Here is a 24,745-nt window from a genome sequence, read left to right on the forward strand (position 1 = left end):
TGCGAGGTGGTGCGATCACTGCGTTTCGGGAACACGGACGTTGTGGCGTGGCTGCCACTGGAGCCTGACCCGCGAGCCGCGGTAGGCCGCGACGTCCTCGGACGAGGTCTCCAGGTTCTGCTGGAGGGCGGTGAGCCGCCCCCCGGCGTCGAGGTCCACGAGGAAACGAGTCGCGTCCCCGAGGTAGACGACCTCAGCGACGGTGCCGACGGCGCTGGAGCACCCCGGCTCGCTGCTGTCCCGGTCCTCCTTCAGCACGCGGATCTTCTCCGGACGGATGCTGAAGGTGCCGGCCGTGCCCACCACCCGCTCCGCGGCCTGGCCGGTGAGCAGGTTGGAGGTGCCGACGAAGCCGGCGACGAAGGGCGTGGCGGGACGCTCGTAGATCTCGGCGGGGGTGCCGACCTGCTCGATGCGGCCCTGGTTGAAGACCGCGATGCGGTCGCTCATGGTCAGCGCCTCCTCCTGGTCGTGGGTGACGAAGACGAAGGTGATGCCGACCTCGCGCTGCAGCTCCTTGAGTTCGATCTGCATCTGCTCGCGCAGCTTGAGGTCGAGGGCGCCCAGCGGCTCGTCGAGCAGCAGCACCCTGGGCGTGTTGACCAGGGCCCGGGCCAGCGCCACGCGCTGCCGCTGGCCTCCGGAGAGCTGGGACGGCCGGCGGTCGCCGAGGCCTTCGAGCCGCACGCTCGCCAGTGCCTCGCGGGCCCGCCCCAGCCGCTCGGCCTTGGGAACCTTGCGGATCTTCAAACCGTAGGCGACGTTCTGTTCGAGCGTCATATGCGGGAAGAGCGCGTAGTCCTGGAAGACGGTGTGCACATCCCGCTCGAAGGGGGCGAGGCGGGTCACGTCCCTCCCGGCGAGTTCGATGGTGCCGCTGGTGGGCAGCTCAAAGCCGGCGATCATCCGAAGCACGGTGGTCTTGCCCGATCCGGACGGCCCCAGCATCGAGAAGAACTCGCCGTCCGCGATGTCCAGATCGACTCCGGCTACGGCCTGCGTCTGCCCGAAGGACTTGCACAGGCTCTGCAGTCGGACGGCTTTCCCTTCCATGGGCGGGAACCTTTCTGGCGCTGCCGGACGTTGACTTTAAACATATGAAGTCATAGTTCAAGTTTCAATACCCCGCTAAGTTAAAGCTTGAGTCAACGAACAGGGGTGGTTGCCGTGACGCGAGACCCGGGTGGCGCCCGGCGGACCGTCTTCACGCCCGTCGACAATCAGGCCCGGGTGGACGCGGTCGTGCGGCGGCTCGGCGACGCCATCGAGCTCGGGCTGCTGGCGGACGGGGAGCAACTGCCCGGCGAGTCCGACCTCGCGACACAGCTCGGCGTCTCGACCGTCACCCTGCGTGAAGCACTGATGGCGCTGCGCCAGCAGGGGTTGGTCACCACCCGCAGGGGGCGGGGCGGAGGCAGTTTCGTCACCGTTCCCGAAGGTCCCGCCGAGGAGCGGCTGCGGAGCCTCCTCGTCGGCTGGAGCACCGAGGAACTCCGTGACCTCGGCGACCACTGGGCCGCCATCTCGGGGGCCGCCGCCCGGCTCGCGGCCCAGCGCACCGAGCCCGGGGATCTGCTCCCACTGCGCAGGTCTGTTGAGCAGTTGACGAAGGCGGCCGACGGCGCGGCACGCAGCCGGGTGCACGGGCGCTTCCACGTGGAACTGGCCGCCGCGGCCCAGTCCGCGCGGCTGACCCGGGAGGAGATCGGCATCCAGACCGAGGTGGGGGCGCTGCTGTCTCTCGTGCTCGGCGAGGAGGGGTATCTCAACGACGTGTGCGATCGTCACCGCACCGTGATCTCCGCACTGCAAGATGGTGCCGCCGAGCGGGCGAGAGCCCAGATCGAGGGGTGTGTCCAGTTGTGCATGGCGCGCTTGGTCGAACTCCGCCTCGGCTCCTCCAGCTCCGCTGGTGGTCCCCATCCCCAGGAGAACACCTATGGGTAGCAGTCCCCGTCCCACAGGCGGCGGACCCGACATCCTTGACGAGGTGACGGCCGCCGACGTGGCAGCCTGCGTCCGCGACACCCTGGAGGGCGTCTTCGACGCCGTCTCCGAGACCGGTACGGACGCGGCGGCACTCCTGGCCTCGGCCACCGAGAGCGGCCGGCGGCCCCTCACCGGCGACCTCGCCGCGCTCCGCCCCGGCCTGCACAGCCGGCTCACGCGACTCGATCTGGTCTCCGGCGCCGGTTTCGTGGCCGCTCCGGGGCTGCTCGCCGACGTATCGGCATGGCTCGAATGGTGGCAGATCGGCGCGGGCGGTGCTGTGCGCCCGCTGGTGCTGGACCTGGACCCGGAGCACTCGGCGTACTCCGACTACACCCACTGGGACTGGTTCACACTGGCCCGCGACACCGGGCGGCGCGCGGTCGCGGGGCCGTACGTGGACTATCTCTGCTCCGACGAGTACAGCCTCACCCTGTCCGTGCCGGTGGCGGTCGGGGGCCGCTTCACGGGAGTGGCCGCGGCGGACGTGTACCTCTCGCATTTCGAGGCGGCGGTGATGCCGGTCATGCAGAAGCTGTCCGGCCCTGCCTTCCTCGTCAACGCGCGCGGCCGTGTCGCCGCCTCGACCTGTACCGACTACTTGGCCGGTTCTCTCGTCAAGGGCCCGGACTTCGGGGCCGTACTGGCCGGACCGGCGGACGGCGTCGAACACGGCGGGCTGCGGCTGCGACCCTGCGGTGACATCCCCCTCATCCTGGTCACGACTCCGCCGGTAGGGCGTGCGTAGGTCTCCGACCCTCCCCCTACCGACAGAGGTCACCCGCTGTACTGCGTCGGCACGTTGCCTGCGCCCAGGCCCCGCTGGGCCGACCGGGCACTGCCGCCTCTGATGGCCTTTTCGGACACGACCTACTCGCCGGGCGTCGGGCCGCCGCAGCGGTCCAGCGCCTCGACCTCGGCCCACCGCGCCAGAGCCCCTGCGGCGTCACCGCGTCGTCGCACGGCGCCTCGGCTACCGTCGCGGACATGAACGGCACGCCGACCCTCGCCGAGGCCCTCGCCTCGACCACCGTCGTGCTCGACGGCGGTCTGTCCAACCAGCTCGAGGCCATGGGCCACGACCTGAGCGACGAGCTGTGGTCGGCCCGGCTGCTCGCGGAGGAGCCCGAGGCGATCGTCGAGGCCCACCTGGCCTACTTCGAGGCGGGCGCGGACGTGGCGATCACCGCCGGCTACCAGGCCACGTTCGAGGGCTTCGCGCGGCGCGGGCTGGACCGTGAGCGGGCCGCCGGGCTCATCGCGTCGAGCGTGGAGCTGGCGCGCGAGGCCGCCCGGCGGGCGCGGGCCCGCGGGATCGGCCGGCCGCTGTGGGTGGCGGCGTCCGCCGGGCCGTACGGGGCGATGCTCGCGGACGGCTCCGAGTACCGGGGGCGGTACGGGCTGAGCGTCGCCGAGCTGGAGCGGTTCCATCGGCCCCGGCTGGAGGTCCTGGCCGCGGCCCGGCCCGACGTGCTCGCGCTGGAGACGGTCCCGGACGCCGACGAGGCCGAGGCGCTGCTGCGGGCGGTCCGCGGGCTGGGCGTCCCGGCCTGGCTGTCGTACTCGGTCAGCGGGGACCGCACCCGCGCCGGGCAGCCGCTGGAGGAGGCGTTCGCGCTCGCCGCCGGCGCCGGCGAGGTGATCGCGGTGGGGGTGAACTGCTGCGCCCCCGAGGATGTCGAGGGCGCCGTCGAGATCGCCGCCCGGGTGACGGGCCGGCCGGTGGTCGTCTACCCCAACAGCGGCGAGTCCTGGGACGCGAAGGCCCGCACCTGGGACGGCCGGACCACCCTCGCCCCCGAACTGGCCCGCGCGTGGCAGGCGGCGGGCGCCCGCCTGATCGGCGGCTGCTGCCGGGTCGCACCGAAGACGATCACCGCCATCGCACGGACACTGACGCCCCGGGCGTGACACCCCGCCGCCCGGGTCCCCCGGTGTCCGGTCCCGCGGACGGCGGTACCGGACGGCGGCACACCGGGAGCATGCGGGTGGCGCGGCCCTCAGTGGCGGCGGACCGCTCCCGGCAGACGTAGGCGGCGGACCACCGCCCGCATCTCCGTGCCCCGGGTGGGGGCGCCGTCGGCCGGGACGGGGAGGGGGTGGGGCGTCCACAGTGCCAGTTCGGCGTCGCGGGGGCCGAGGTCGGTGCGGGTCTCGCCGTCGCCGAAGATCCGCACCGGGTGGGTGGGGTCCCAGGGCCGCCAGCCGGGGTCGCCGTCCGTCGCGAACCGCACCCACGCCCGGTGCATCTCGTCCGCGAGCTCCTGCGGGGCGCCGTCGCCGGCCAGTTTGCGGGACTCCGGCGAGTCGCCGGTGTCGAAGACGAAGCCCAGCTCCAGGGCGTGGCAGGAGCCCAGGTGGGGCAGGTTGGAGGGCCACGCGAACTCGTACACGTACGACGATCCGGGGCGGGCGTCGGCCAGGCGGTGCAGGGGCACGCGCAGCAGGTGGTCGGTGACCATCTGGCCGACGATCTCGGCGGTGCCGGCCTTCGGGTGCAGCGCGCGGTAGCCGCGGGCCACGTCGGCGCCGACGTGGCAGCGGGCCATGGCTCCGGCGAGGGCGACGGCACCCAGCCGGTCGACGCGCTCCAGGAGGCCGCCGGGCACCAGCCACAGCCGGTACTCGTCCCTGGTCCAGCCCATCATCAGCTCGACGCCCGCCGCGGCGCCGCCCTCGGTGAGCGCCTCCAGCGGGTCGCGGGGGACGAGGTCCCCGTCGACGACGATCCCGAAGGCGGGTCCGCCCAGCACGGGCGAGCTGAGCCGGCCCACCTCGCCCTGGGTGCGCAGCAGCAGCTCGCGGTCGACCTCGGCGAAGGCGGCGGCGGTGGCGGGGATCTTCAGCCGGGTCGCCATCCGGCGCACCATGCGCCGCACCTTGTCCCGTCCGCCGGCCTCGGGCGGCCCGCTCTGCAGGATCGCCCGCCGCACCAGGCCCTGGGCCTGCGGGGCGGCGAGCAGCGCGCCGGTGCTGATGGCGCCGGCGGACTGCCCGAACAGGGTGACCCGGTCGGGGTCGCCGCCGAACGCCGCTATGGACGCGTGCACCCACTCCAGGGCGGCGAGCTGGTCGCGCAGGCCCGGGTTGGCGGGGGCGTCCGGGAAGTAGCCGTAGCCCTCGACGCCGAGCCGGTAGTTCACCGAGACCAGGACGATCCCGTCGCGGGCGAAGGCGTGCCCGTCGTACACGGGCACCCCGGAGGAGCCGCGGGTGAGGGCGCCGCCGTGCAGGAACACCATGACGGGCAGCCGGGCGCCGGGAGCGGGGTCGGGTGTCCACACGTTGAGGTTGAGGCAGTCGTCGCCGGGCACGGACGGGTCGGAGAGGTACTGCGCGAACGCCTCGGAGTAGGGCGGCTTGGGCGCCGTCGGGCCGAACGCGAGCGCGTCGCGCACGCCGTCCCAGGGCTCGGGCGGCTCCGGCGGCCGGAACCGGCGCGGGCCGAAGGGGGGCGCCGCGTAGGGGATGCCCTTGAACACCGCGACACCGTGCTCGTATCTGCCCCGTACCGCGCCGTGGGGCGTCCTCACCACAGGGTCCGTCGGGAGTGCCGTCATACGTCCGTCAGCCTCCTCCACCGCGCTCGTGCACCGTGAAGATCAGAGCACCTCATTCTGGCCGGATATTCCATCGGACGGGGGCCCGGTACGGCCGTTCGGCGTACGTCACGGTGCCGGGGCACGGCGTTGGACCGGCCGGGTGGTCGCGGCGCCGCTCGGCACGTGTGCCCTGATGGCGGCCGTGATCGCTGCTAGCTTCGCGAGCTGTCGCAGGGGCCCCGTGGGGATGCGTCGAGCACAGGGCGGGGCCCGCCCTATGAGCTGAGGCGAGGTAGACGGGTATGAGCGAAGAGCCGGACGAGCCGGCGGTCGGCCCGTTCAAGCGCAGGAGTTTCCTGGCGTCGGCCGCGCTGGCGGCCGGAGCGCCGGCCGCGGTCGCCGGCACCGCGCAGGCCGCGCCCCCGGCGGGTGCGCCGGCCGCCGCGGCCCGGCTCGGTTCGGTGGCCCGGCTGATGGCCGTCCCCGAGGACGCCCGCGGGGTCGCCTGGCTGCGGTCCGCGCTCCAGGTCGCCGTCGGCCTGGAACTCGCGACGATCCCGCCCTATCTGTGCGGCTGGTGGTCGGTGAAGGACCGGCGCAGCGAGGTCGCGCGGATGATCCGGCGCATCGTCGGCGACGAGATGTACCACCTGGGCATCGTCTGCAACCTGCTGGTCGCGATCGGCGGCCGGCCGCAGGTCAAGGCCGCCGCGCCCGTCTACCCGGGGCCGCTGCCCGGCGGGGTGCGGGCGGGTGTGAACGTCTATCTGTCGGGGCTCACCAAGCCCTTCGTCCGGGACGTGATGATGGCGATCGAGGCGCCCGAGGAGTCGCTGGTCCGCAGCGCGCGGCCGTCCCCGACGGTCGGCGAGTTCTACGAGGGCATGCTGGGCGCGTTCCGGGCGGTGCGGCCGGAGCTGTCGACGCGGGGCCAGGTGAGCCGGCGCATCGACTCCGACGAGCTGCGTGTCGTGCGGACCCTGGACGACGTCGAGCACGCCATCGAGGTCATCCGGGAGCAGGGCGAGGGCACGGCGTCCTCGCCGAACGACTCGTTCTCGGACGACAACCCGGCGCACTACTACGCGTTCGGGGAGATCTACCACGGCCGGGAGCTGCGGCGGACGGACGCGGGCTGGCGGTACGTCGGCCCGCCCGTGCCGTTCCCGGTCGCGCGCCCGATGGCGCGGGTCCCGGTGGGCGGCTGGCCCCGCGCGTCGGTGCACGTCGGAGGGCTGCTGTTCCGCTTCGACGCCATGTACAGCACGGTGCTGGACTCCCTGGACGACGCCTGGGCGGGCGGCGGGCACCGCAGTCTGGGCGCCGGCATCCGCACCATGCGCGGCCTGGAGGCCCCGGCGGTGGAGCTGATGGAGACCCCGCTGCCGGACCGCCGGGGCACCTACGGCCCTCAGTTCCACGCGCTGCCCCGGCCACGCCGCTAGGACGTGCCCGCGAGGTACCGCCTGTCGTGCGGCACGAGCCCTCGCCGCACCGGCCGGGCTCCCGCGTACAACGGGCACGCGGGAGCCCGGCCGGGACGCCGTCAGTCCGCCGCCCAGCCGATCCCGCCCCGCAGATGCTCGCGGAAGGCGGGGTCGTCGTACAGCTCGGCGGCGTGGCCGAGGGCCGTGTAGAAGACGCGCCCGGCGCCGTGCTCGCGGCACCACGCCAGCGGGTGGTCGTCGCCCATGCCGCCCCCGTCGTACGACGACTCGTCGGCGGAGACCAGCACCCGGACGGCGCCGCGGGGGCTGCGGCGGAAGTCGTACCACTCGTCGGTGAGCTCCCACATGGGCGGCAGGTGCCGGGTGGCGGGGTGGTCGCGGTCCTCGACGACGGCCTTGCCCGGCTGGTACGCGGGGTGCCGGTCGAAGCGGGCGCCGAGCAGGTCGCCGTAGGCGGGCCAGCCGTACTCGGTGCAGGCTGCCGCGTGCACGCCGGCGAAGCCGCCGCCGGAGCCGACGTAGGCGAGGAGCCCGTCGCGTCCGGCCGGGGTGAGCACGTCGCCGCTGGTGGAGAGGAAGACGACGGCCGCGTAGCCGTCGAGGGGGCGTTCGAGGGCCGCCGGGTCCTCGGTGTGGTCCACCTCGAACCCGCCGAGCATGCGCAGCGCCTCCACCCCGGCCGGGATGGACGCGTGCCGGTAGTCGGTGGTGCGGGTGAAGACGAGGAGTCGTACGGCCATGCGGTCCAGCGTAGACGGCGGGCCCGCCGGGCCGTCCCGGTGTGAACTCCCGGCCCGCGCGGGGGTGTTCCCTCGGGGCGGGGGCGCTGCGTAGCCTCGGCCGGGATGAATGCCATCCCCCCGTTCTTGGACCATCTCGTCCTGGCGGCCCCCGATCTCGCCGCGGCCGTCGCCGAGTTCACCCGGCGCACGGGAGTGGCGCCCGCCCCCGGCGGTGTGCATGTCGGACGCGGCACCCGCAACCACCTGGTGGCGCTGGGCGACCGCAGCTATCTGGAGATCATCGGGCCGGACCCGGAGCAGTGCGCTCCGGGAGGTCCGAGGCCGTTCGAGGCCGACGGGCTCACCACCGCGCGCACCCTCACCTGGGCGATCGCCCCGCCGGATCTGGACGCGGCGATCGCGTCCGCCCGGGATCAGGGGTACGACCCGGGTCCCGCGACGCCGATGAGCAGGCGCCGGCCCGACGGCACCCTGCTGCGGTGGCGGCTCACCGACGGCGAGGACGCCCATCCGTCCGGTCTGGTGCCCTTCCTCATCGACTGGGGCGACGCGCCGCACCCCACGGCCGCGGACCTGCCCCGCACCCCCCTGCTGACGATGTCGGCGAGCGCGCCCGACCCGGCCGGGATCCGGCCCCTGGTGCGGTCGCTCGGCACGGAGCTCACCCTCACGACGGGCCCGGTCGGCCTGTCGTTCACGGTGGACACACCCAGGGGGCCGGTGACCTTCGGCTGAGCGCGGGCCGCGGCCCCGCCTCCGTGTCCGTTTCCTTCAAGACCGGGCTCTCCCCCGGTGCCTACGGTGGCCCCATGACTCCACGATTCGATGCCGTCGGACTCGTCGTCTCCGACATGGCCGCATCCGTCGCCTTCTACCGGCGTCTCGGGTTCCCCTTCCCCGAGGGCGCCGAGGACCAGCCGCACGCCGAGGCCGCGCCGCCCGGCGGGGTGCGGCTGCTGCTCGACACCGAGGACACGATCCGGTCCTTCCACCCGGGATGGCGACCGCCCACCGGGGGCGGTCGCGCGGCGCTGGCCCTGCGGTGCGACGGCCCGGCCGAGGTGGACGCCGTGTACGAGGACCTGGTGGCCGCCGGGTACCGCGGCGAACTCAAGCCGTGGGACGCCTTCTGGGGGCAGCGCTACGCCGTCGTCCAGGACCCGGACGGCAACGGCGTGGACCTGTTCGCGCCGCTAGCCGGCGAGTAGCGCTCGCAGGGGCACGCCCGTCAAGTCCTTGACGTCACGGGCGAGATGGGCCTGGTCGGCGAAGCCGGCGCGGGCGGCGGTCTCCGCGAAGGGCACACCGGCGCGGGCCAGCCGCAGGGCGCGTTGCAGCCGCAGGATGCGGGCCAGGGTCTTGGGGCCGTACCCGAAGGCGGCCAGGGAGCGGCGGTGCAACTGCCGGGCACCGAGCTCCAGTTCCCCGGCGACGGCGGCGACGGGGCGGCCGGCGCCGAGCGCGCCGACGAGGTGCCGCAGCAGCAGGTCGGGGGGCTGCGCGCCGGCGGCAAGGGTGAGGGCGGCGTCCTCCAGGGCGGTCCGCGGGTCGGCCGCGGCCCCGACGCGGGCGCCGAGCCGGCGTGCCCGGGACGCGGGCCACAGGTCGGCGAGCTCGACCCGCCGGTCGCGCAGTTCGTGCGCGGGGACGCCCAGGAGGGCGGGTGCGGTCCCCGGGAAGAACCGGACGCCGCTCCAGACGCCCGCCGTGCCCCCGGTGGCCTGGGCGCGGGTGTCGGGCCCGGCGACCAGCAGCCGCCCCTCGTGCCACAGCAGGTCCATGCAGCCGTCGGGCAGGACCCGCCCGCTGTCGGACGCGTCCGGGGTGTTCGTCCAGACGACGGCCCCCGGCAGCCGGGACGCCCGCTCCTCATACACGGGCGTCCTCCCGGGCCGTGGCCGGGCGCCGCCGGTGCTCCTGCGGGCTCACCCCGTACACCCGTTTGAAGGCGCTGGACAGCGCGAACGGGCTGCCGTAGCCGACACGCCGCGCGATGGCCTCCAGGGTGTCGTCGGTGTCGCGCAGCGCGTCCGCGGCGAGCGCCAGCCGCCATCCCGTGAGGTACGTCATCGGCGCCTCCCCCACCAGGCCGGTGAACCGCCGCGACAGCGCGGCCCGGGACACCCCGGCCTTCGCGGCCAGCGAGGCCACGGTCCACGGGTGGGCCGGGTCGCCCTGGAGGAGCCGCAGCGCCCGTCCGACGACCGGGTCGGCCAGCGCCCGGTACCAGGCCGGGGGTTCGGCCTCGGGGCGGGCGAACCAGGACCGGAGCGCGGCGATGACCAGCAGGTCGAGCAGCCGGTCCAGGACGACCTCCTGGCCGGGCGCGTCCCGGACGATCTCCGTCATCAGGTAGGGGGTGAGCGGCCAGCCCCCCGTGTCCGCGGTGAGCGTCAGCAGTGGGGGCAGGCAGTTCAGCAGCCGCCCGCTGATCTCGCCCTCCCGGAGATAGGTGCCGATCAGCAGGACCGCCGAGCCGTCCGGCCGGTCGCCCCAGGCGCGCACGCCCAGGTCCATCGAGCCGTTGAGGGCTCGTCCGTCGGGGTGACGGCACTCGGCGCCCGGCAGGATCAGGGCCTGCGGAGCGGTGCCCGGGTCGTCGGCGCAGGTGTACGGGTCCGGCCCGCGGGCGATGGCGAGGTCGCCGGCGCGCAGCCGGACCGGCTCGCCCCGGTCGGGCGTCACCCACGCCTCGCCGCGGACCATGACCATGACGGTGAGCGGGGCGCGGTCCTCGACGCGGACGGACCACGGCGGGTCGAAACACGCGCGGATCATGAAGGCACCGCGTGCGCGGGGGCCGTCGAGCAGACCGGCGAGGGCGTCCATGCCGTCAGGGTAGACGTCCGCGTAGGGGAGGGAGCCGTTCGTCGACTTCCGGGACATCGCGGACGTGGTGACGGCGGTGCTGGCGGACGGTGACCGGTACGCGGGGCGGACGCTGCGGCTGACCGGGCCGCGGCTGCTCGCCTGGCGGGAGGCGGTCGCGGCGATCTCCGCGGCGACGGGACGCCCGGTCGTGTACACGCCGGTGCCCACCCGGGCCTACGGGGAGGCGCTGACCGGGTTCGGGGTGCCGGCCGAGCAGGCGGGGCTTCTGGTGGAGGTCTTCGAGACGCTGCTGGACGGGCGCAACACGCAGCTCACGGACGATGGGCGCGACGTGCTCGGACGCGCCCCGCGCGACTTCTCCACGTGCGTGCGGGAGGCCACGGCGGCGGGTGCGTGGACGACCGGCCCCCCCGTCGCATAGGGCCTTTCGTTTGGATCATCCCGGCGTCGCGGGGTCTGGCACGCGCATCCGCGGCGTTGTCGTCACTCGCCGACGCTCCGCGTCGACTCCCTCCTCCGCCTTGCGGCCGCACGCACCAGACCCCGCTCGGGCACGTCACCATGTCCCGTCGGCCACAGCCGGGCTGATCCAAACGAAAGGCCCTAGGAGTCGCCGTTCTTCTTGTGCGGGTGGTGGTGGTGCGGGTTCTTCACATGGGTCCGCAGCCGGGACGTGACGTCCTCCGGCGGCAGGAAGCGGGACCAGCGCTCGGGGAACTCGGACGGCATGTCCGGGTCGTCGGGGTCGTGTTCCAGGCCGGCCGCGGCGCGCGCCACGTACTCGGCGACCTGGGCCTCGCGCACCCGCTCGTTGGCCTCGCGGGCCGCGGCGGTCGCGGCGGCCGGCCAGACCCGGTCGATCGCGGCGTTGACCGCGGCCCCGACGAGCACGGCGAAGGCGGACACGCCGATCCACAGCAGGACGGCGACGGCCGCGGCGAGGGAGCCGTAGATCGTGGCGCCCTCGATGGTGCTGGTGAGGTAGATGCGCAGCAGGAAGCTGCCGAGCACCCACATGGCGAGGGCGACCAGGGCGCCGGGCACGTCCTCGATCCACGGGGAGCGCACCGGCACGGAGACGTGGTACAGCGTCGTCAGGAACGCGACGGACAGGACGGTGACGACGGGCCAGTACAGGACCTGCACCAGGGTCTCCGACCAGGGCAGGATCCGTACCACGGCGTCCGGGCCCGCCACCATCAGCGGCAGCGCCACCGAGCCGATCAGCAGAGCGGCGAGGAACAGCAGGAAGGCCACCAGCCGGGTCTTGACGATGCCGCGCACCCCGTCGAGGCCGTACATCACGGTGATCGTGTCTATGAAGACGTTCACCGCGCGCGACCCCGACCACAGGGCGAACAGGAAGCCCACCGAGATCACGTCGGGGCGGCCGCCCTTCATCACGTCGTCCAGGATCGGCTGGGCGATCTGGCGCACGCCCTTGTCGGACAGGACGGTGCGGGAGGCCTCCAGGAGGTTGGTCTCCAGGCTGGTGATGGTGTCGGTGCCGGTCCAGTCGTCGACGTAGCCGAGGAGGCCGATGAGGCTGAGCAGCAGCGGGGGGACGGACAGCAGCGTGAAGAAGGCCGCCTCCGCCGCGAGCCCCAGGATGCGGTACTCGATGCACGAGTTGACCGTGTCCTTCAGCAGCAGCCAGGCGGTCCTGCGCTTCGACACGTTCCGGTAGAGGGCACGCGCCCGGTGGAGACGGCCGGAGGGCTGCTCGGGGGATTCACTTGCTGGCTGCACGAACCAAAGGTATCCGCCGCGCGCGGGCGCTCTCATCGGGGCGCCCGCCGCGGGGCACGGCCGGCCGTGTCAGGCTGGGCAGCACGGCGTTCTGGAGGGATAGGTTCACCGGCATGGCAGGCAGCACTCACAGCGTGACCAACCAGCCCCCGCCCCTGACCGGGTACGACGTGTACACCGCCGACCGGGCCCTGGTCTCGGCCGTCGAACGGCATCTGCCGCCGGAGCTGCGGGACGAGGCCGCCGGTGAGCTCTCGGCCCTCGGGCGGACGTGCGGGTCGGCGCAGGTGCAGGAGTGGGGGGTGCTGGCGAACGACAACCCTCCGCGGCTGCGGACCCACGACCGCTACGGCCACCGCGTCGACGAGGTCGACTTCCATCCGTCCTGGCACCGGCTGCTCGGCAAGGGCGTCTCGGCGGGGCTGACGGCGGCGTGGACGCGGCCCGGCGGCCATGTGCGGCGGGCGGCCGCGTTCGTCCTGTGGACGCAGGTGGAGGCGGGCAACACCTGTCCGCTGTCCATGACCCACGCGGCGGTCCCGGCCCTGCGCACCGATCCCGGTCAGGCCGCCGAATGGGAGCCGCGGCTGACGTCCGTCGTCTACGACCGCGAGCTGCGGCCCGCGGCGCGGAAGGCGGGCGTGCTGTTCGGGATGGGCATGACGGAGAAGCAGGGCGGCAGCGACGTCCGCGCCACCACGACGCGAGCGGACCCGCTCGCCGAGTCCGGCACCTACGCGCTGACCGGGCACAAGTGGTTCTGCTCGGCGCCGATGTCGGACGCGTTCCTGGTGCTCGCGCAGGCGCCCGGGGGGCTGACCTGCTTCCTGGTGCCGCGGGTGCTGGAGGACGGCAGCCGCAACGTGTTCCTCATCCAGCGGCTCAAGGACAAGCTGGGCAACCGGTCCAACGCGTCCGCGGAGGTCGAGTTCGACGGGACGTGGGCGCGCCGGGTCGGTGAGGAGGGGCGCGGGGTGCCCACCATCATGGGGATGGTCGCGGCGACCCGCCTGGACTGTGTGCTCGGCTCGGCCGGGCTGATGCGGCAGGCGGTGGCGCAGGCGATCCACCACTGCGCCCACCGCGAGGTGTTCGGGGCGAAGCTGGTCGACCAGCCGCTCATGCGCAACGTCCTGGCCGACCTGGCCGTCGAGTCGGAGGCGGCGACCACCCTCGCCCTGCGGCTGGCGGCCTGCTACGACGACGGGGGCGAGCAGGAGCGGGCGCTGCTGCGGATCGCCGTGCCGGCCGCCAAGTACTGGGTGACCAAGCGGTGCGCGCCGGTGGCCGTGGAGGCCGCGGAGTGCCTGGGCGGCAACGGGTACGTCGAGGAGTCGCAGCTGCCCCGGCTGGTCCGCGAGTCGCCGCTGAACTCGATCTGGGAGGGCGCGGGCAACGTCCAGGCCCTGGACGTGCTGCGGGTGCTGCGGCGGGAGCCGACGGCGCTGGACGCGTACCTGCGGGAGGTCGGCCTGGCCCGGGGCGCCGATCGCCGCCTGGACACGGCCATCAGGGGGCTGTTGACGGAACTGGCCGATCTGGAGGGTGCCGAGGCGCGTGCCCGGCGCGTGACCGAGCGGCTCGCGCTGGTGCTCCAGGGGTCGCTGCTGGTGCGTTTCGCGCCATCGGACGTCGCCGACGCGTTCTGCGCGTCGCGGCTCGGCGGCGACGCGGGCGCGGCGTTCGGGACGCTGCCGCACGGCCTGGCCCGTGCCGCCCTGGTCGAGCGGGCCCGGCCACTCTCCTGACCTGCGCGGAAGCGAGGCGGGGGTGGTGCTGCGCCGACACGGCACCACCCCCGCTGCCGACCCGTTCGAGGCGGCTGACGCCGCTCGGGACGGCGTCGCTACAGTCTCGATCAGGCCAGAGCCGTCCACCAGGGTTGCAAGGGGTTGCAACTTGTTGGCGTCTGTGTGCGGACCGTGTCCTTCCGTGTGCGCCGGACCGGCACTATGAGACGCACACTATGAGACGCACAGTCAGGTTGAGACCTCTTCTGCCGGGAGGACCCTTGGCGCTCTCGCCGACGGACGTGACACAGCTGGCCGCCATGGACACGGCACGGGCCGCGCGCGTGCTCAGCGACGTCCGCTCCGCCACGCTCTCCGGGCGGCGCGCGCCCGTCGCGCCGCGCCCGGTGATCGAGCAGTCCTGGGAACGCATGCTGCGCAGCGGCGTGGACCCGGAGCACGACGTCCGCGCGGGTCTGCTGTCCCGGGAGGAGGTGCAGCGGCGGCGGGAGGAGACCGCGCTGCGGCATGTGCTGCCGGTGCTGCGCGAGGGCCTGCTGTCGGTCGCGGACGTCGCCCACCACATCATGGTCGTCGCCGACGAGGAGGGCCGGGTGCTGTGGCGGGAGGGCAGCCCCTCGGTGCTGCGCAAGGCCGACGGCCTCGGCTTCGAACTCGGCGCGGACTGGCGGGAGAGCATCGTCGGCACGAACGGCGTGGGGACCCCGGCGGTGGTGCGCCGGCCGGTGCAGGTCTTCGCCGCCGAGCACTTCCAGCGTTCGCAGACCTCGTGGACGTGCACGGGCGCGCCGATCACGGACCCGCGGGACGGCCGGCTGATCGGCGTGGTGGACGTCAGCGGGCCGCTGGAGACGATGCATCCGGCGACGCTCGCCTGGGTGGGCTCGGTGGCCAAGCTGGCCGAGGCCCGGCTGCGGGAGCTGCACACGGCGTCGCTGGAGCGGTTACGGGCGGTGGCGGCGCCGGCGCTGGCCCGGCTGACCGGGCGGGCCGTCGTCGTGGACCGGGACGGCTGGACCGCGGCGGTGACGGGGATGCCGTACACACACCGGGTCGCGCTGCCCAAGTCGGCCGTGCCGGGGCGCAGATGGCTGCCGCCGCTCGGGCTGTGCACGATGGAGCCGCTGGCCGGGGGCTGGCTGCTGCGGGCCTGCGACGAACCCGGGACGCCCGGCGCGACCCGGATCACGCTGGATCTGAGCGAGCCGCGCCGCTGGTCGGTGACGGTGTCCGGCGGTGCCGGGACCTGGAGTCACGAACTGAGTCCCCGGCACGCCGAGTTGCTGTGCCTGCTGGCGATGGACCGGGGCGGGCGCAGCGCGGCGGGCCTGGCGGAGGACATGTTCGGGGACGCGCGGCGCACGGTGACGGTGCGTGCCGAGATGTCGCGGGTGCGCCGCTACCTCGGGGCGCATCTGGAGCACCGGCCGTACCGGTTCCGGGAGGACGCCGAGGTGGAGGTGCTGCTGCCGCGGGACACGGGCGCCCTGCTGCCGCACTCGACGGCGCCCGGGATCGTCCGCGCGCGGGGAGCGGGGTCGCGGCCGGGATGACCCGGTCCACAACCTTCTGGCGCATATTTGCAGGGTCTTCGTCCCCGAGAGCGCCTTCCTGCCGTAGCATCCCTGATACGGGCCGCCCCACCTGCTTCTTCGGTCAACGCTCGGACCGATGGGCGCAGTTGGCTCGCCTCGGGAGGTTTGATGAAGCACCGCGGCAGACACCGTCGACGCAGACAGGGCCGTGCGCTGCGCGCGTTCCTCGCGGGAACCGCCCTGGCGCTCACCGCCGCCGCCACGATGATCAGCGCCTCGCAGGCCACGGTGGGTGACGATCCCGGGGCCTTGAAGCCGCTCTCGGGGGCCGCCGGGACGGACGCGCTGCGGCTGCGCGAGCAGTTGGTCCCCGAGGCGACGCTCGACCGGCTGTCCTCCGCGATGGGGAAGCCGGTCGGGGTGGGCGCCGTCCTGGAGGGCGCCGAGCACACGCTGCGTGACGCGGACGGCTGCACGGCCGGGGAGCGCACCGGGCTGCCGGTCGCACCGGCGGCCACCCGCGCGTACTGCTGGGACGCCGGGGACACCCGGTCCTGGCGGGCGGGAGCGGTGACCACCTCGGGCGACGCCGACGACGACGGCTGGTGGAACGACCACCGGGTGATCCTGTCCGGCTGGAGCCAGGGCGCCGGCCGGCTGGCCCGGGTGTCGTTCGTGGACGCCACCGACATGGGCCGGCTGCTGTACACCTCGGCGCTGCTCGTGGTCCCGGTGGACGGCGGGCGGGACTACCGACCGATGACGTCCCGCCTGTCGGGCATGGTCTGGTATCAGGACAAGCTGCTGGTCACCGCGGGCGACGGGCTGTACGTGTACGACCTGGACCGCGTCCAGCGCACCACGGTCGACAGTGCCGCCGTGGGCCGGGTGGGCTCGGGCTGGTCGGCGCACGGCCTCGGTTTCGTGCTGCCGGCCGTCGGCTCGTACCGGCTGACCGGCCAGGACGCGCCCCGGCTGGGGGCGGTGTCGCTGGACCGCAGCACGGCGCCGGACAGCCTGGTCGCGAGCGAGCGGACCGCGGCGGACGGCGACGGGCACGCCCGGCTGTGGCGGTACGCGTTCAGCAAGGACCCGGCCCGGACCGGTCTGCTGGCCACGGACGGCACCGGAGTGGTCCGGGCCGTCGAGGCGTTCGAGACGGAGGCGTCCGGCGTCGAGGGAGTGCTGTCGCGCCGGGCACCGGGGACGGACCGGGCCGGCTGGTACGTGGGCCGCGCTCCGGCCCGTACGGACCGGCACGGCAGCCTGTGGCGCCAGGACACCGACGGCGCCGAGGCGACGCGGTGCGGCACGGAGGGCGCCCCGAGGTGCTGGGGCGTGGGAGCCGGTTCCCTGTCGTACTGGGAGGCGACCGGCGAGGTGTGGTCGCAGTCGGGGCGGACGCTGTTCGCGGTGCCGCTGCGGTCGATCGACGCCGCCCTGGACTGAGGGGCGGGCCCCGGCCGGGGTGGCCGGGGCGGGGGGCCGATCGACAGATCCGCCGTCGGGATGATTGCCTGACGGCATGCCCGACATCGCCGTGACCACCTGGTCCCTGGAACAGACCTCCCCCACCGACCTCCTCCCGGCCGCCGCGCCGGACGGGGACGTGCGGGTCGTCCGCGCCGAGGTCCCCTCGCCCGAGTTCAGCCGTTTCCTGTACGCGTCCGTCGGCGGTGACATCCGCTGGGTGGACCGGCTCGGCTGGAGCTTCGCGCGGTGGCAGGAGCAGCTGGCGCGTCCGGGCGTCGAGACCTGGGTGGCGTACGACCGCGGGACGCCGGCGGGCTATGTGGAGCTCGAGGCGCAGGACGGCGGGGTCGTGGAACTCGTCTACTTCGGCCTGATCCCGGCCTTCCGCGGGCGGCGGATCGGCGGCCATCTGCTGGCGTACGGCACCGCCCGCGCCTGGGACCTGGCCGAGCGCTGGCCGGAGCTGCCGCCGACCAAGCGGGTGTGGCTGCACACGTGCAGCAAGGACGGGGAGCACGCGATGGCCAACTACCAGCGCCGGGGCTTCACGCTGTTCGACACGAAGGTCGAGGAGGAGGCCGAGGTGGCGACGCCCGGCCCGTGGCCCGGGGCGTACCCTGGCTGACCTGGCCGGAAACGACCCGATCGGGTCATGTGACCGACGACACCCTTGTCTCACTCTGCGGGACAAGGGTGTCCGCATCTCGGACGAAGCTGGACTGGTCTCAGATCGCCGTGACACGCTTCCGTCATGCCTGGAACTGGAATTGCCTTGGTGAGTCGGCGGCACGTCGACCTGGGCCGCATGTCCAGCGCCATCTGTCCGGTGCGCTGACCGCCCTGCGGCGCCCGACTCCCCCCGCCATTCCCGCTTCCGTCCCGCGCGATGCCGCGCACCTCTGCCCGTGCGCCCGTATGCGCAGGTCAAGCCGCATTCCCGCCTGTCCCGAAGGACGTATCAACCATGGCCGCCACCCCGCAGAAGCCTGCTGCCGCGACTCCGCGCCGCAAGGTGAGCCGTCACCGCGGTGAGGGTCAGTGGGCCGTGGGCCACCACACCCCGCTGAACGGCAACGAGCAGTTCAAGAAGGACGACGACGGTCTCAATGTGCGGACACGCATTGAGACGATCTACTCCAAGCGCGGCTTCGACTCCATCGACCCCAACGACCTGCGCGGACGGATGCGCTGGTGGGGTCTGTACACCCAGCGCAAGCCCGGGATCGACGGCGGCAAGACGGCCGTCCTGGAGCCGGAGGAGCTGGACGACTCCTACTTCATGCTGCGCGTCCGCATCGACGGCGGAGCGCTCACCACCCAGCAGCTGCGGGTGATCGGCGAGATCTCGCAGGAGTACGCGCGCGGGACCGCGGACATCACGGACCGGCAGAACGTCCAGTACCACTGGATCCGGATCGAGGACGTCCCCGCGATCTGGGAGCGGCTGGAGGGCGTGGGGCTGTCCACGATCACCGCCTGCGGCGACACCCCGCGCGTGATGATCGGCTCGCCGGTCGCCGGGATCGCCGAGGACGAGATCATCGACGCCACCCCCGCGCTGGAGGAGATGAAGCGCCGCGTCCTGAACAACAAGGCGTACTCGAACCTGCCCCGCAAGTTCAAGACGGCCATCTCGGGATCGCCGCTGCTGGACGTGGTGCACGAGATCAACGACGTCGCGTTCGTCGGCGTACGGCACCCCGAGCACGGTCCCGGCTTCGACGTGTGGGTCGGCGGCGGCCTGTCCACCAACCCCAAGCTGGGTGTCCGCCTCGGCGCCTGGGTGCCGATCGACGAGGTGCCGGACGTCTACGAGGGCGTCATCTCGATCTTCCGCGACTACGGCTACCGCCGGCTGCGCAACCGGGCCCGTCTGAAGTTCCTCGTCGCCGACTGGGGCGCGGAGAAGTTCCGCCAGGTGCTGGAGGACGAGTACCTGGGCGGGCGCCGGCTGATCGACGGGCCCGCGCCCGAGCAGCCCGTCCAGCAGTGGCGCGACCACATCGGCGTGCACCGGCAGCAAGACGGCCGCTTCTACGTCGGCTTCGCCCCGCGCGTGGGACGCGTCGACGGCGCCACGCTCACGAAGATCGCCGACCTGGCCGAGGCCCATGGCTCGGGCCGGGTGCGCACCACCGTCGAGCAGAAGATGATCGTGCTCGACGTCGAGCAGGACCGGGTCGACTCGCTGGTCGAGGGCCTGGAGGCGCTGGACCTGACCGCGCGGCCGTCCACCTTCCGGCGCGGCACGATGGCCTGCACCGGCATCGAGTTCTGCAAGCTCGCGATCGTCGAGACCAAGCAGCGCGGCTCCCAGCTGATCGACGAACTGGAGCGCCGCCTGCCGGACTTCGCCGAGCCGCTGACCATCAACCTCAACGGCTGCCCGAACGCCTGCGCCCGTATCCAGGTGGCGGACATCGGTCTCAAGGGCCAGCTGGTCCTGAACGACCGGGGCGAGCAGGTCGAGGGCTACCAGGTGCACCTCGGCGGCGCGCTCGGCCTGGAGGCCGGGTTCGGCCGCAAGGTCCGCGGCCTGAAGGTCACCTCCGAGGAGCTGCCCGACTACATCGAGCGGGTCCTCAAGCGCTTCCAGGCGGAGCGTGAGGAGGGCGAGCGGTTCGCGGCCTGGGCCGCGCGCGCCTCGCAGGAGGCCCTGTCATGAGCGAGCGGGCCGCGCCCTTCTACTGCCCCTACTGCGGCGACGAGGACCTGCGCCCGAGCGAGGAGGGCCACGGCGCCTGGGAGTGCGCCGCGTGCAACCGCGCCTTCCGGCTGAAGTTCCTCGGGCTGCTCGCACGGGGCCTTCGGCACGACGACACCGGGGGAGACGAGATATGACGGCGACTCGGCACGAGCACACGACGGACGAGCTGCGGGCGCTCGCCGAGCAGGCGGGCCGCGACCTGGAGGACGCCTCCGCGCTGGAGATCCTCCAGTGGGCGGCCGGGACCTTCGGCGAGCGGTTCTGCGTGACCTCCTCGATGGAGGACGCGGTCGTCGCCCACCTCGCCTCCCGTGCGATGCCCGGCGTCGACGTGGTGTTCCTGGACACCGGCTACCACTTCGAGGAGACCATCGGCACCCGGGACGCCGTCGAGGCCGTGATGGACGTCAACGTCATCACCCTCACCCCCCGGCAGACGGTCGCCGAGCAGGACGCCGAGTACGGCCCGAGGCTGCACGACCGCGACCCCGACCTGTGCTGCGCTCTGCGCAAGGTCGAGCCGCTGGAGCGGGGCCTCACGGACTACGTGGCCTGGGCGACCGGGCTGCGCCGCGACGAGTCCCCCACCCGGGCGAACACCCCGGTGGTCGGCTGGGACGAGAAGCGGCGCAAGGTGAAGGTCTCCCCCATCGCCCGCTGGACCCAGGACGACGTGGACGCCTACGTCGCCGAACACGGCGTGCTGACCAATCCGCTGCTGACGGACGGCTACGCCTCCGTGGGCTGCGCCCCGTGCACCCGCCGGGTCCTCGCGGGCGAGGACGCGCGCGCCGGCCGCTGGGCGGGCCGCACCAAGACCGAGTGCGGACTGCACGGATGACGACCCCCCAGACCCAGGAGAACCACGTGACGACCGGAGCCACCGTCTGGCTCACGGGTCTGCCGAGCGCCGGCAAGACCACCATCGCCCACGAACTGGCCGGCCGGCTGCGAGCCGAGGGCCACCGGGTCGAGGTCCTCGACGGCGACGAGATCCGCGAGTTCATCTCGGCGGGCCTCGGCTTCGGCCGCGAGGACCGGCACACCAACGTGCAGCGCATCGGCTTCGTCGCCGAACTGCTCGCCCGCAACGGCGTCAAGGCGCTCGTCCCGGTGATCGCGCCCTACGCCGACAGCCGCGAGGCGGTCCGCAAGCGCCACCAGGAGGGCGGGTCGCCCTATCTGGAGGTGCACGTGGCCACGCCGGTCGACGTGTGCTCCGTCCGCGATGTGAAGGGTCTGTACGCCAAGCAGGCCGCGGGTGAGCTGACCGGGCTCACCGGGGTCGACGACCCGTACGAGGAGCCCGAGTCGCCGGATCTGCGGATCGAGTCGCAGCACCAGACCGTGCAGGAGTCCGCGGCGTCCGTGTACGCCCTGCTCACCGAAAGGGGACTGGCATGACGACGACCGTCGCGACGCCGCAGGAGGGTACGGGCAGCCCGTACGCCCTGTCGCACCTGGACGCCCTGGAGTCCGAGGCCGTCCACATCTTCCGTGAGGTGGCCGGCGAGTTCGAGCGGCCGGTGATCCTGTTCTCGGGCGGCAAGGACTCCATCGTCATGCTGCACCTGGCGCTGAAGGCGTTCGCGCCCGCGCCGGTGCCCTTCTCGCTGCTGCACGTGGACACGGGCCACAACTTCCCCGAGGTCATCGAGTACCGGGACCGCACGGTCGAGCGGCACCGGCTGCGGCTGCACGTCGCCTCGGTGCAGGACTACATCGACCGGGGTGTGCTCAAGGAGCGCCCGGACGGCACCCGCAACCCGCTGCAGACGCTGCCGCTGACGGAGAGGATCCAGGCGGAGAAGTTCGACGCGGTCTTCGGCGGCGGGCGCCGCGACGAGGAGAAGGCCCGCGCCAAGGAGCGGGTGTTCAGCCTCCGCGACGAGTTCTCGCAGTGGGACCCGCGCCGCCAGCGCCCCGAGCTGTGGAACCTGTACAACGGCCGGCACGCGCCCGGCGAGCACGTCCGGGTCTTCCCGCTGTCCAACTGGACCGAGCTGGACGTCTGGCAGTACATCGCCCGCGAGGGCATCGAGCTGCCGCAGATCTACTTCGCGCACGAGCGCGAGGTGTTCCTGCGCAACGGCATGTGGCTGACGGCCGGCGAGTGGGGCGGCCCCAAGGACGACGAGACCGTCGAGAAGCGCCTCGTGCGCTACCGCACCGTCGGCGACATGTCCTGCACCGGGGCCGTGGAGTCCGACGCGGTGAGCCTGGAGCAGGTCATCACCGAGATCGCCGCGTCCCGGCTCACCGAACGCGGCGCCACCCGCGCCGACGACAAGCTCTCCGAGGCCGCGATGGAAGACCGTAAGCGCGAGGGGTACTTCTAAGCATGAGCACCACGACGACCGAGGAACTCTCGGCCACCACCCTGCTGCGGTTCGCCACCGCCGGCTCCGTCGACGACGGCAAGTCCACGCTGGTCGGGCGGCTGCTGCACGACTCCAAGTCGGTGCTCGCCGACCAGCTGGAGGCCGTCGAGCACGCCTCCCGCAACCGCGGTCAGGACGCCCCCGACCTCGCGCTGCTCACCGACGGCCTGCGCGCCGAGCGCGAGCAGGGCATCACCATCGACGTGGCGTACCGTTACTTCGCCACGCCGCGCCGCCGGTTCATCCTCGCCGACACCCCGGGCCATGTGCAGTACACCCGCAACATGGTGACCGGCGCCTCCACCGCCGAGCTGACCGTGGTCCTCGTCGACGCCCGCAACGGCGTGGTCGAGCAGACCCGGCGGCACGCGGCCATCGCCGCCCTGCTGCGGGTCCCGCACGTGGTGCTCGCCGTGAACAAGATGGACCTGGTGGACTACCAGGAGTCCGTGTTCGCCGCGATCGCCGAGGAGTTCACGGCGTACGCGCTGGAGCTGGGCGTCCCGGAGATCACCGCCATCCCGATCTCGGCGCTGGCCGGCGACAACGTGGTGGACCCGTCCGCGCACATGGACTGGTACGGCGGGCCGACGTTCCTGGAGCACCTGGAGACGGTCCCGGTCAGCCACGACCTGAGCCACTGCCACGCCCGGCTGCCCGTGCAGTACGTGATCCGGCCGCAGAGCGCCGAGCACCCCGACTACCGGGGCTACGCCGGCCAGATCGCCGCCGGCTCGTTCCGCGTCGGCGAGCAGGTGACCGTGCTGCCGTCCGGCCGTACGTCGCGGATCTCGGGCATCGACCTGCTCGGCGAGCCCGTCGACGTCGCGTGGACCACCCAGTCGGTGACCGTCCTGCTGGAGGACGACATCGACGTCTCGCGCGGCGACCTGATCGTGCCGACCGCGGACGCGCCCCCGACCTCGCAGGACATCGAGGCCACGGTCTGCCATGTCGCCGACGCCCCGCTGACCGTCGGCCACCGGGTGCTGCTCAAGCACGGCACCCGGACGGTCAAGGCGATCGTCAAGGACATCCCGTCCCGGCTCACGCTCGCCGACCTGTCCCTGCACCCGCACCCCGGGCAGCTCGTCGCCAACGACATCGGCCGCGTCAAGGTGCGCACCGCCGAGCCGCTGCCGGTCGACTCCTACGCCGACTCCCGCCGCACGGGCTCGTTCATCCTGATCGACCCGAGCGACGGCACCACGCTCACCGCGGGCATGGTCGGCGAGTCCTTCGCCTCCCCGGAGCCGGTCAAGGAGGAGCCCGAGGACGACGGGTGGGATTTCTGACGTGGCACGTTCCGTGTCCGCCCACCGCGCCCCGCGCCGGACGCTCGCCGTCCTGGCCGCGCTGCCGCTGCTCGCCCTCGCGGCGTGCGGCTACGGCTCGCAGGCCAAGGACTCCGGCGAGCACGCCGTCGCCGGGGCGGCCAAGGTGGACGGCCTGGAGTCGGTGCGCATCGGCTACTTCGGGAACCTGACCCACGCCACGGCCCTGGTCGGCCGGCACGAGGGCCTGTTCCAGAAGGAGCTGGGCGGCACGCGGGCGGAGTACGCCACGTTCAACGCCGGTCCGTCGGAGATCGAGGCGCTGAACTCCGGTTCCGTCGACATCGGCTGGATCGGCCCCTCCCCCGCCGTCAACGGCTATGTCAAGGCGCGGGGCGGGAACCTGCGGATCGTCTCGGGTTCGGCGTCGGGCGGGGTGAAGCTCGTCGTGGACCCGAAGAAGATCAAGTCCCTGAAGGACGTCAAGGGGAAGCGGATCGCGACCCCGCAGCTCGGCAACACCCAGGACGTGGCGTTCCTCAACTGGGCCGCGGAGCAGGGCTGGAAGGTCGACGCCGAGAGCGGCAAGGGCGACGTGTCCGTCGTCCGCACCGACAACAAGATCACCCCGGACGCCTACAGGTCCGGTTCGGTCGACGGCGCCTGGGTGCCCGAGCCGACGGCCTCGAAGCTGGTCGCCGAGGGCGGCAAGGTGCTGCTCGACGAGTCCGGTCTGTGGCCCGGTAAGAAGTTCGTGATCACGAACGTCGTGGTGTCGCAGCGCTTCCTGAAGGAGCACCCGAAGGCCGTCGAGGCCGTCCTGCGCGCCTCGGTGAAGGCGAACCGCTGGATCACCGCCCACGAGGGGCGGGCGAAGGCCGCCGCCAACGCCCAGCTGGAGGCCGACACGGGCAAGCCGCTGCCCGCCGCCGTCCTGGACCCGGCGTGGCGGTCCCTCGCGGTCACCGACGACCCGCTGGCGGCCACCCTGCGCACCCAGGCCCGTCACGCGGTCCAGGCGGGTCTGCTCCAACGGCCCGACCTGACCGGCATCTACGACCTGGGCCCGCTGAACAAGGTCCTGAAGGCCGAGGGCGCACCCGCGGTCGACGACGCCGGTCTCGGCGTCGAGTAAGCCCATCCATCGAGTTCCCAGGAGGTGACGACCATGGCCACCGCCCTCGCCACGGCCACCGGCACGGACGCGTCCGTCGAGCACGCCGCCAGGATCGAGCACGTCTCGAAGTCCTTCGCCGGCCCGGGCGGGCAGCAGCTCGTCCTCGACGACATCACCCTCGACGTCGCCCCCGGCGAGTTCGTC

The 24,745-nt window shown here is 73.3% G+C and carries 25 protein-coding genes and 1 pseudogene; 20 read left to right on the forward strand and 6 right to left on the reverse strand.

All coding sequences use genetic code 11. The features are described from left to right. Window positions 1-15: 15 nt before the first annotated feature. A complete protein-coding gene (locus ABZ899_RS30805; RefSeq protein ID WP_361352415.1) occupies window positions 16-1,053 on the reverse strand; it encodes an ABC transporter ATP-binding protein in 1,038 nt (345 codons plus the stop codon). A gap of 114 nt (window positions 1,054-1,167) precedes the next feature. Between ABZ899_RS30805 and ABZ899_RS30810 the strand changes: the two genes are divergently transcribed. The 3 genes from ABZ899_RS30810 (at window position 1,168) to mmuM (ending at window position 3,900) form a co-directional block, all read left to right on the forward strand. Next, entirely contained in the window at window positions 1,168-1,947 is a 780-nt protein-coding gene (locus ABZ899_RS30810; protein ID WP_361352418.1) for a GntR family transcriptional regulator, read from the forward strand. After that, on the forward strand, window positions 1,940-2,737 hold the full coding sequence (locus ABZ899_RS30815) for a hypothetical protein (protein WP_361352421.1): 798 nt from the start codon (window positions 1,940-1,942) through the stop codon (window positions 2,735-2,737). The genes ABZ899_RS30810 and ABZ899_RS30815 overlap by 8 nt, the downstream gene beginning before the upstream one ends. A 239-nt stretch (window positions 2,738-2,976) precedes the next feature. Then, window positions 2,977-3,900 (forward strand): homocysteine S-methyltransferase, encoded by a 924-nt coding sequence (gene mmuM, locus ABZ899_RS30820; RefSeq protein ID WP_361352424.1) that lies wholly within the window; start codon window positions 2,977-2,979, stop codon window positions 3,898-3,900. Between the two features lie 89 nt (window positions 3,901-3,989). On the opposite strand, the gene ABZ899_RS30825 is transcribed toward mmuM, so the two are convergent. Next, a complete protein-coding gene (locus ABZ899_RS30825; protein WP_361352427.1) occupies window positions 3,990-5,549 on the reverse strand; it encodes a carboxylesterase family protein in 1,560 nt (519 codons plus the stop codon). A 284-nt stretch (window positions 5,550-5,833) separates the two neighbouring features. On the opposite strand from ABZ899_RS30825, the gene ABZ899_RS30830 reads away from it, so the two are divergent. Further along, window positions 5,834-6,976, forward strand: coding sequence for a ferritin-like protein (locus tag ABZ899_RS30830; RefSeq protein ID WP_361352430.1), 1,143 nt, complete (start codon window positions 5,834-5,836; stop codon window positions 6,974-6,976). Window positions 6,977-7,077: 101 nt separating this feature from the next. Here ABZ899_RS30830 and ABZ899_RS30835 read toward each other — a convergent pair whose 3' ends face one another. After that, window positions 7,078-7,719 (reverse strand): ThuA domain-containing protein, encoded by a 642-nt coding sequence (locus ABZ899_RS30835; RefSeq protein WP_361352433.1) that lies wholly within the window; start codon window positions 7,717-7,719, stop codon window positions 7,078-7,080. Between the two features lie 105 nt (window positions 7,720-7,824). Here ABZ899_RS30835 and ABZ899_RS30840 point away from each other — a divergent pair, with 105 nt between their 5' ends. Both ABZ899_RS30840 and ABZ899_RS30845 read left to right on the forward strand, forming a co-directional pair. After that, window positions 7,825-8,457, forward strand: coding sequence for a VOC family protein (locus ABZ899_RS30840; RefSeq protein ID WP_361352436.1), 633 nt, complete (start codon window positions 7,825-7,827; stop codon window positions 8,455-8,457). A 74-nt stretch (window positions 8,458-8,531) separates the two neighbouring features. After that, window positions 8,532-8,930, forward strand: a complete 399-nt coding sequence (locus tag ABZ899_RS30845; protein WP_361352439.1) for a VOC family protein — start codon at window positions 8,532-8,534, stop codon at window positions 8,928-8,930. Here the strand turns inward: ABZ899_RS30845 and ABZ899_RS30850 are convergent. Together ABZ899_RS30850 and ABZ899_RS30855 are read right to left on the reverse strand one after the other, a co-directional pair. Beyond that, window positions 8,916-9,599: a helix-turn-helix domain-containing protein gene (locus ABZ899_RS30850; RefSeq protein WP_361352442.1), complete on the reverse strand. Its 684-nt coding sequence runs from the start codon at window positions 9,597-9,599 to the stop codon at window positions 8,916-8,918. The two genes, ABZ899_RS30845 and ABZ899_RS30850, sit on opposite strands and share 15 nt — an antisense overlap. Continuing rightward, window positions 9,592-10,551: an AraC family transcriptional regulator gene (locus tag ABZ899_RS30855; RefSeq protein WP_361352481.1), complete on the reverse strand. Its 960-nt coding sequence runs from the start codon at window positions 10,549-10,551 to the stop codon at window positions 9,592-9,594. Before ABZ899_RS30855 ends, ABZ899_RS30850 begins: the two co-directional genes overlap by 8 nt. 64 nt (window positions 10,552-10,615) lie before the next feature. Here ABZ899_RS30855 and ABZ899_RS30860 point away from each other — a divergent pair, with 64 nt between their 5' ends. Beyond that, window positions 10,616-10,975, forward strand: coding sequence for a hypothetical protein (locus ABZ899_RS30860; protein ID WP_361352445.1), 360 nt, complete (start codon window positions 10,616-10,618; stop codon window positions 10,973-10,975). A gap of 182 nt (window positions 10,976-11,157) precedes the next feature. Here ABZ899_RS30860 and ABZ899_RS30865 read toward each other — a convergent pair whose 3' ends face one another. Then, window positions 11,158-12,303, reverse strand: coding sequence for a YihY/virulence factor BrkB family protein (locus ABZ899_RS30865; RefSeq protein WP_361352448.1), 1,146 nt, complete (start codon window positions 12,301-12,303; stop codon window positions 11,158-11,160). Window positions 12,304-12,416: 113 nt separating this feature from the next. On the opposite strand from ABZ899_RS30865, the gene ABZ899_RS30870 reads away from it, so the two are divergent. The 13 genes and pseudogenes from ABZ899_RS30870 to ABZ899_RS30930 form a co-directional block, all read left to right on the forward strand. Next, window positions 12,417-14,051, forward strand: a complete 1,635-nt coding sequence (locus ABZ899_RS30870) for an acyl-CoA dehydrogenase family protein (RefSeq protein WP_361352451.1) — start codon at window positions 12,417-12,419, stop codon at window positions 14,049-14,051. A 263-nt stretch (window positions 14,052-14,314) separates the two neighbouring features. After that, window positions 14,315-15,607, forward strand: coding sequence for a GAF domain-containing protein (locus tag ABZ899_RS30875; RefSeq protein WP_361352454.1), 1,293 nt, complete (start codon window positions 14,315-14,317; stop codon window positions 15,605-15,607). A gap of 150 nt (window positions 15,608-15,757) precedes the next feature. After that, entirely contained in the window at window positions 15,758-17,038 is a 1,281-nt protein-coding gene (locus tag ABZ899_RS30880) for a hypothetical protein (RefSeq protein ID WP_361352457.1), read from the forward strand. A gap of 76 nt (window positions 17,039-17,114) precedes the next feature. Then, on the forward strand, window positions 17,115-17,687 hold the full coding sequence (locus ABZ899_RS30885) for a GNAT family N-acetyltransferase (RefSeq protein ID WP_361352460.1): 573 nt from the start codon (window positions 17,115-17,117) through the stop codon (window positions 17,685-17,687). 126 nt (window positions 17,688-17,813) lie between these two features. Further along, window positions 17,814-17,897 (forward strand): putative leader peptide, encoded by an 84-nt coding sequence (locus ABZ899_RS30890; protein ID WP_351391960.1) that lies wholly within the window; start codon window positions 17,814-17,816, stop codon window positions 17,895-17,897. Window positions 17,898-18,026: 129 nt separating this feature from the next. Continuing rightward, a complete protein-coding gene (locus ABZ899_RS30895) occupies window positions 18,027-19,727 on the forward strand; it encodes a nitrite/sulfite reductase (RefSeq protein WP_361352463.1) in 1,701 nt (566 codons plus the stop codon). Further along, on the forward strand, window positions 19,724-19,903 hold the full coding sequence (locus tag ABZ899_RS30900; RefSeq protein WP_055624009.1) for a hypothetical protein: 180 nt from the start codon (window positions 19,724-19,726) through the stop codon (window positions 19,901-19,903). Before ABZ899_RS30895 ends, ABZ899_RS30900 begins: the two co-directional genes overlap by 4 nt. Beyond that, window positions 19,900-20,610, forward strand: coding sequence for a phosphoadenylyl-sulfate reductase (locus ABZ899_RS30905; RefSeq protein ID WP_361352466.1), 711 nt, complete (start codon window positions 19,900-19,902; stop codon window positions 20,608-20,610). Before ABZ899_RS30900 ends, ABZ899_RS30905 begins: the two co-directional genes overlap by 4 nt. Window positions 20,611-20,636: 26 nt before the next feature. Continuing rightward, window positions 20,637-21,173 carry an adenylyl-sulfate kinase gene (gene cysC / locus ABZ899_RS30910; protein ID WP_361352484.1) on the forward strand — a complete coding sequence of 179 codons (537 nt, stop codon included), beginning with the start codon at window positions 20,637-20,639 and terminating at the stop codon, window positions 21,171-21,173. Beyond that, the gene (gene cysD / locus ABZ899_RS30915) at window positions 21,170-22,108 is read left to right on the forward strand and encodes a sulfate adenylyltransferase subunit CysD (protein ID WP_361352469.1); all 939 of its coding nucleotides are present in this window, start codon (window positions 21,170-21,172) and stop codon (window positions 22,106-22,108) included. Before cysC ends, cysD begins: the two co-directional genes overlap by 4 nt. Before the next feature lie 2 nt (window positions 22,109-22,110). Continuing rightward, a complete protein-coding gene (locus ABZ899_RS30920; RefSeq protein WP_361352472.1) occupies window positions 22,111-23,445 on the forward strand; it encodes a GTP-binding protein in 1,335 nt (444 codons plus the stop codon). A gap of 13 nt (window positions 23,446-23,458) precedes the next feature. Continuing rightward, complete coding sequence (locus ABZ899_RS30925; RefSeq protein ID WP_361352487.1) at window positions 23,459-24,559, forward strand: aliphatic sulfonate ABC transporter substrate-binding protein; 1,101 nt, start codon at window positions 23,459-23,461, stop codon at window positions 24,557-24,559. Window positions 24,560-24,592: 33 nt separating this feature from the next. Continuing rightward, window positions 24,593-24,745: pseudogene (locus ABZ899_RS30930) on the forward strand (ABC transporter ATP-binding protein); the annotation flags it as partial.

Origin of the sequence: Streptomyces sp. NPDC046859 (assembly GCF_040645135.1) — a bacterium.
Classification (GTDB): Bacteria; Actinomycetota; Actinomycetes; order Streptomycetales; family Streptomycetaceae; genus Streptomyces.

Excerpts from the sequence above, each read along its gene's own strand:
- ABZ899_RS30805 (WP_361352415.1), bottom strand. The coding sequence starts at position 1,053 with ATGGAAGGGAAAGCCGTCCGACTGCAGAGCCTGTGCAAGTCCTTCGGG.
- ABZ899_RS30815 (WP_361352421.1), top strand. The coding sequence starts at position 1,940 with ATGGGTAGCAGTCCCCGTCCCACAGGCGGCGGACCCGACATCCTTGAC.
- mmuM (WP_361352424.1), top strand. The coding sequence starts at position 2,977 with ATGAACGGCACGCCGACCCTCGCCGAGGCCCTCGCCTCGACCACCGTC.
- ABZ899_RS30825 (WP_361352427.1), bottom strand. The coding sequence starts at position 5,549 with ATGACGGCACTCCCGACGGACCCTGTGGTGAGGACGCCCCACGGCGCG.
- ABZ899_RS30830 (WP_361352430.1), top strand. The coding sequence starts at position 5,834 with ATGAGCGAAGAGCCGGACGAGCCGGCGGTCGGCCCGTTCAAGCGCAGG.
- ABZ899_RS30835 (WP_361352433.1), bottom strand. The coding sequence starts at position 7,719 with ATGGCCGTACGACTCCTCGTCTTCACCCGCACCACCGACTACCGGCAC.
- ABZ899_RS30840 (WP_361352436.1), top strand. The coding sequence starts at position 7,825 with ATGAATGCCATCCCCCCGTTCTTGGACCATCTCGTCCTGGCGGCCCCC.
- ABZ899_RS30845 (WP_361352439.1), top strand. The coding sequence starts at position 8,532 with ATGACTCCACGATTCGATGCCGTCGGACTCGTCGTCTCCGACATGGCC.
- ABZ899_RS30855 (WP_361352481.1), bottom strand. The coding sequence starts at position 10,551 with ATGGACGCCCTCGCCGGTCTGCTCGACGGCCCCCGCGCACGCGGTGCC.
- ABZ899_RS30870 (WP_361352451.1), top strand. The coding sequence starts at position 12,417 with ATGGCAGGCAGCACTCACAGCGTGACCAACCAGCCCCCGCCCCTGACC.
- ABZ899_RS30880 (WP_361352457.1), top strand. The coding sequence starts at position 15,758 with ATGAAGCACCGCGGCAGACACCGTCGACGCAGACAGGGCCGTGCGCTG.
- ABZ899_RS30885 (WP_361352460.1), top strand. The coding sequence starts at position 17,115 with ATGCCCGACATCGCCGTGACCACCTGGTCCCTGGAACAGACCTCCCCC.
- ABZ899_RS30890 (WP_351391960.1), top strand. The coding sequence starts at position 17,814 with ATGCCTGGAACTGGAATTGCCTTGGTGAGTCGGCGGCACGTCGACCTG.
- ABZ899_RS30895 (WP_361352463.1), top strand. The coding sequence starts at position 18,027 with ATGGCCGCCACCCCGCAGAAGCCTGCTGCCGCGACTCCGCGCCGCAAG.
- ABZ899_RS30900 (WP_055624009.1), top strand. The coding sequence starts at position 19,724 with ATGAGCGAGCGGGCCGCGCCCTTCTACTGCCCCTACTGCGGCGACGAG.
- ABZ899_RS30905 (WP_361352466.1), top strand. The coding sequence starts at position 19,900 with ATGACGGCGACTCGGCACGAGCACACGACGGACGAGCTGCGGGCGCTC.
- cysD (WP_361352469.1), top strand. The coding sequence starts at position 21,170 with ATGACGACGACCGTCGCGACGCCGCAGGAGGGTACGGGCAGCCCGTAC.
- ABZ899_RS30920 (WP_361352472.1), top strand. The coding sequence starts at position 22,111 with ATGAGCACCACGACGACCGAGGAACTCTCGGCCACCACCCTGCTGCGG.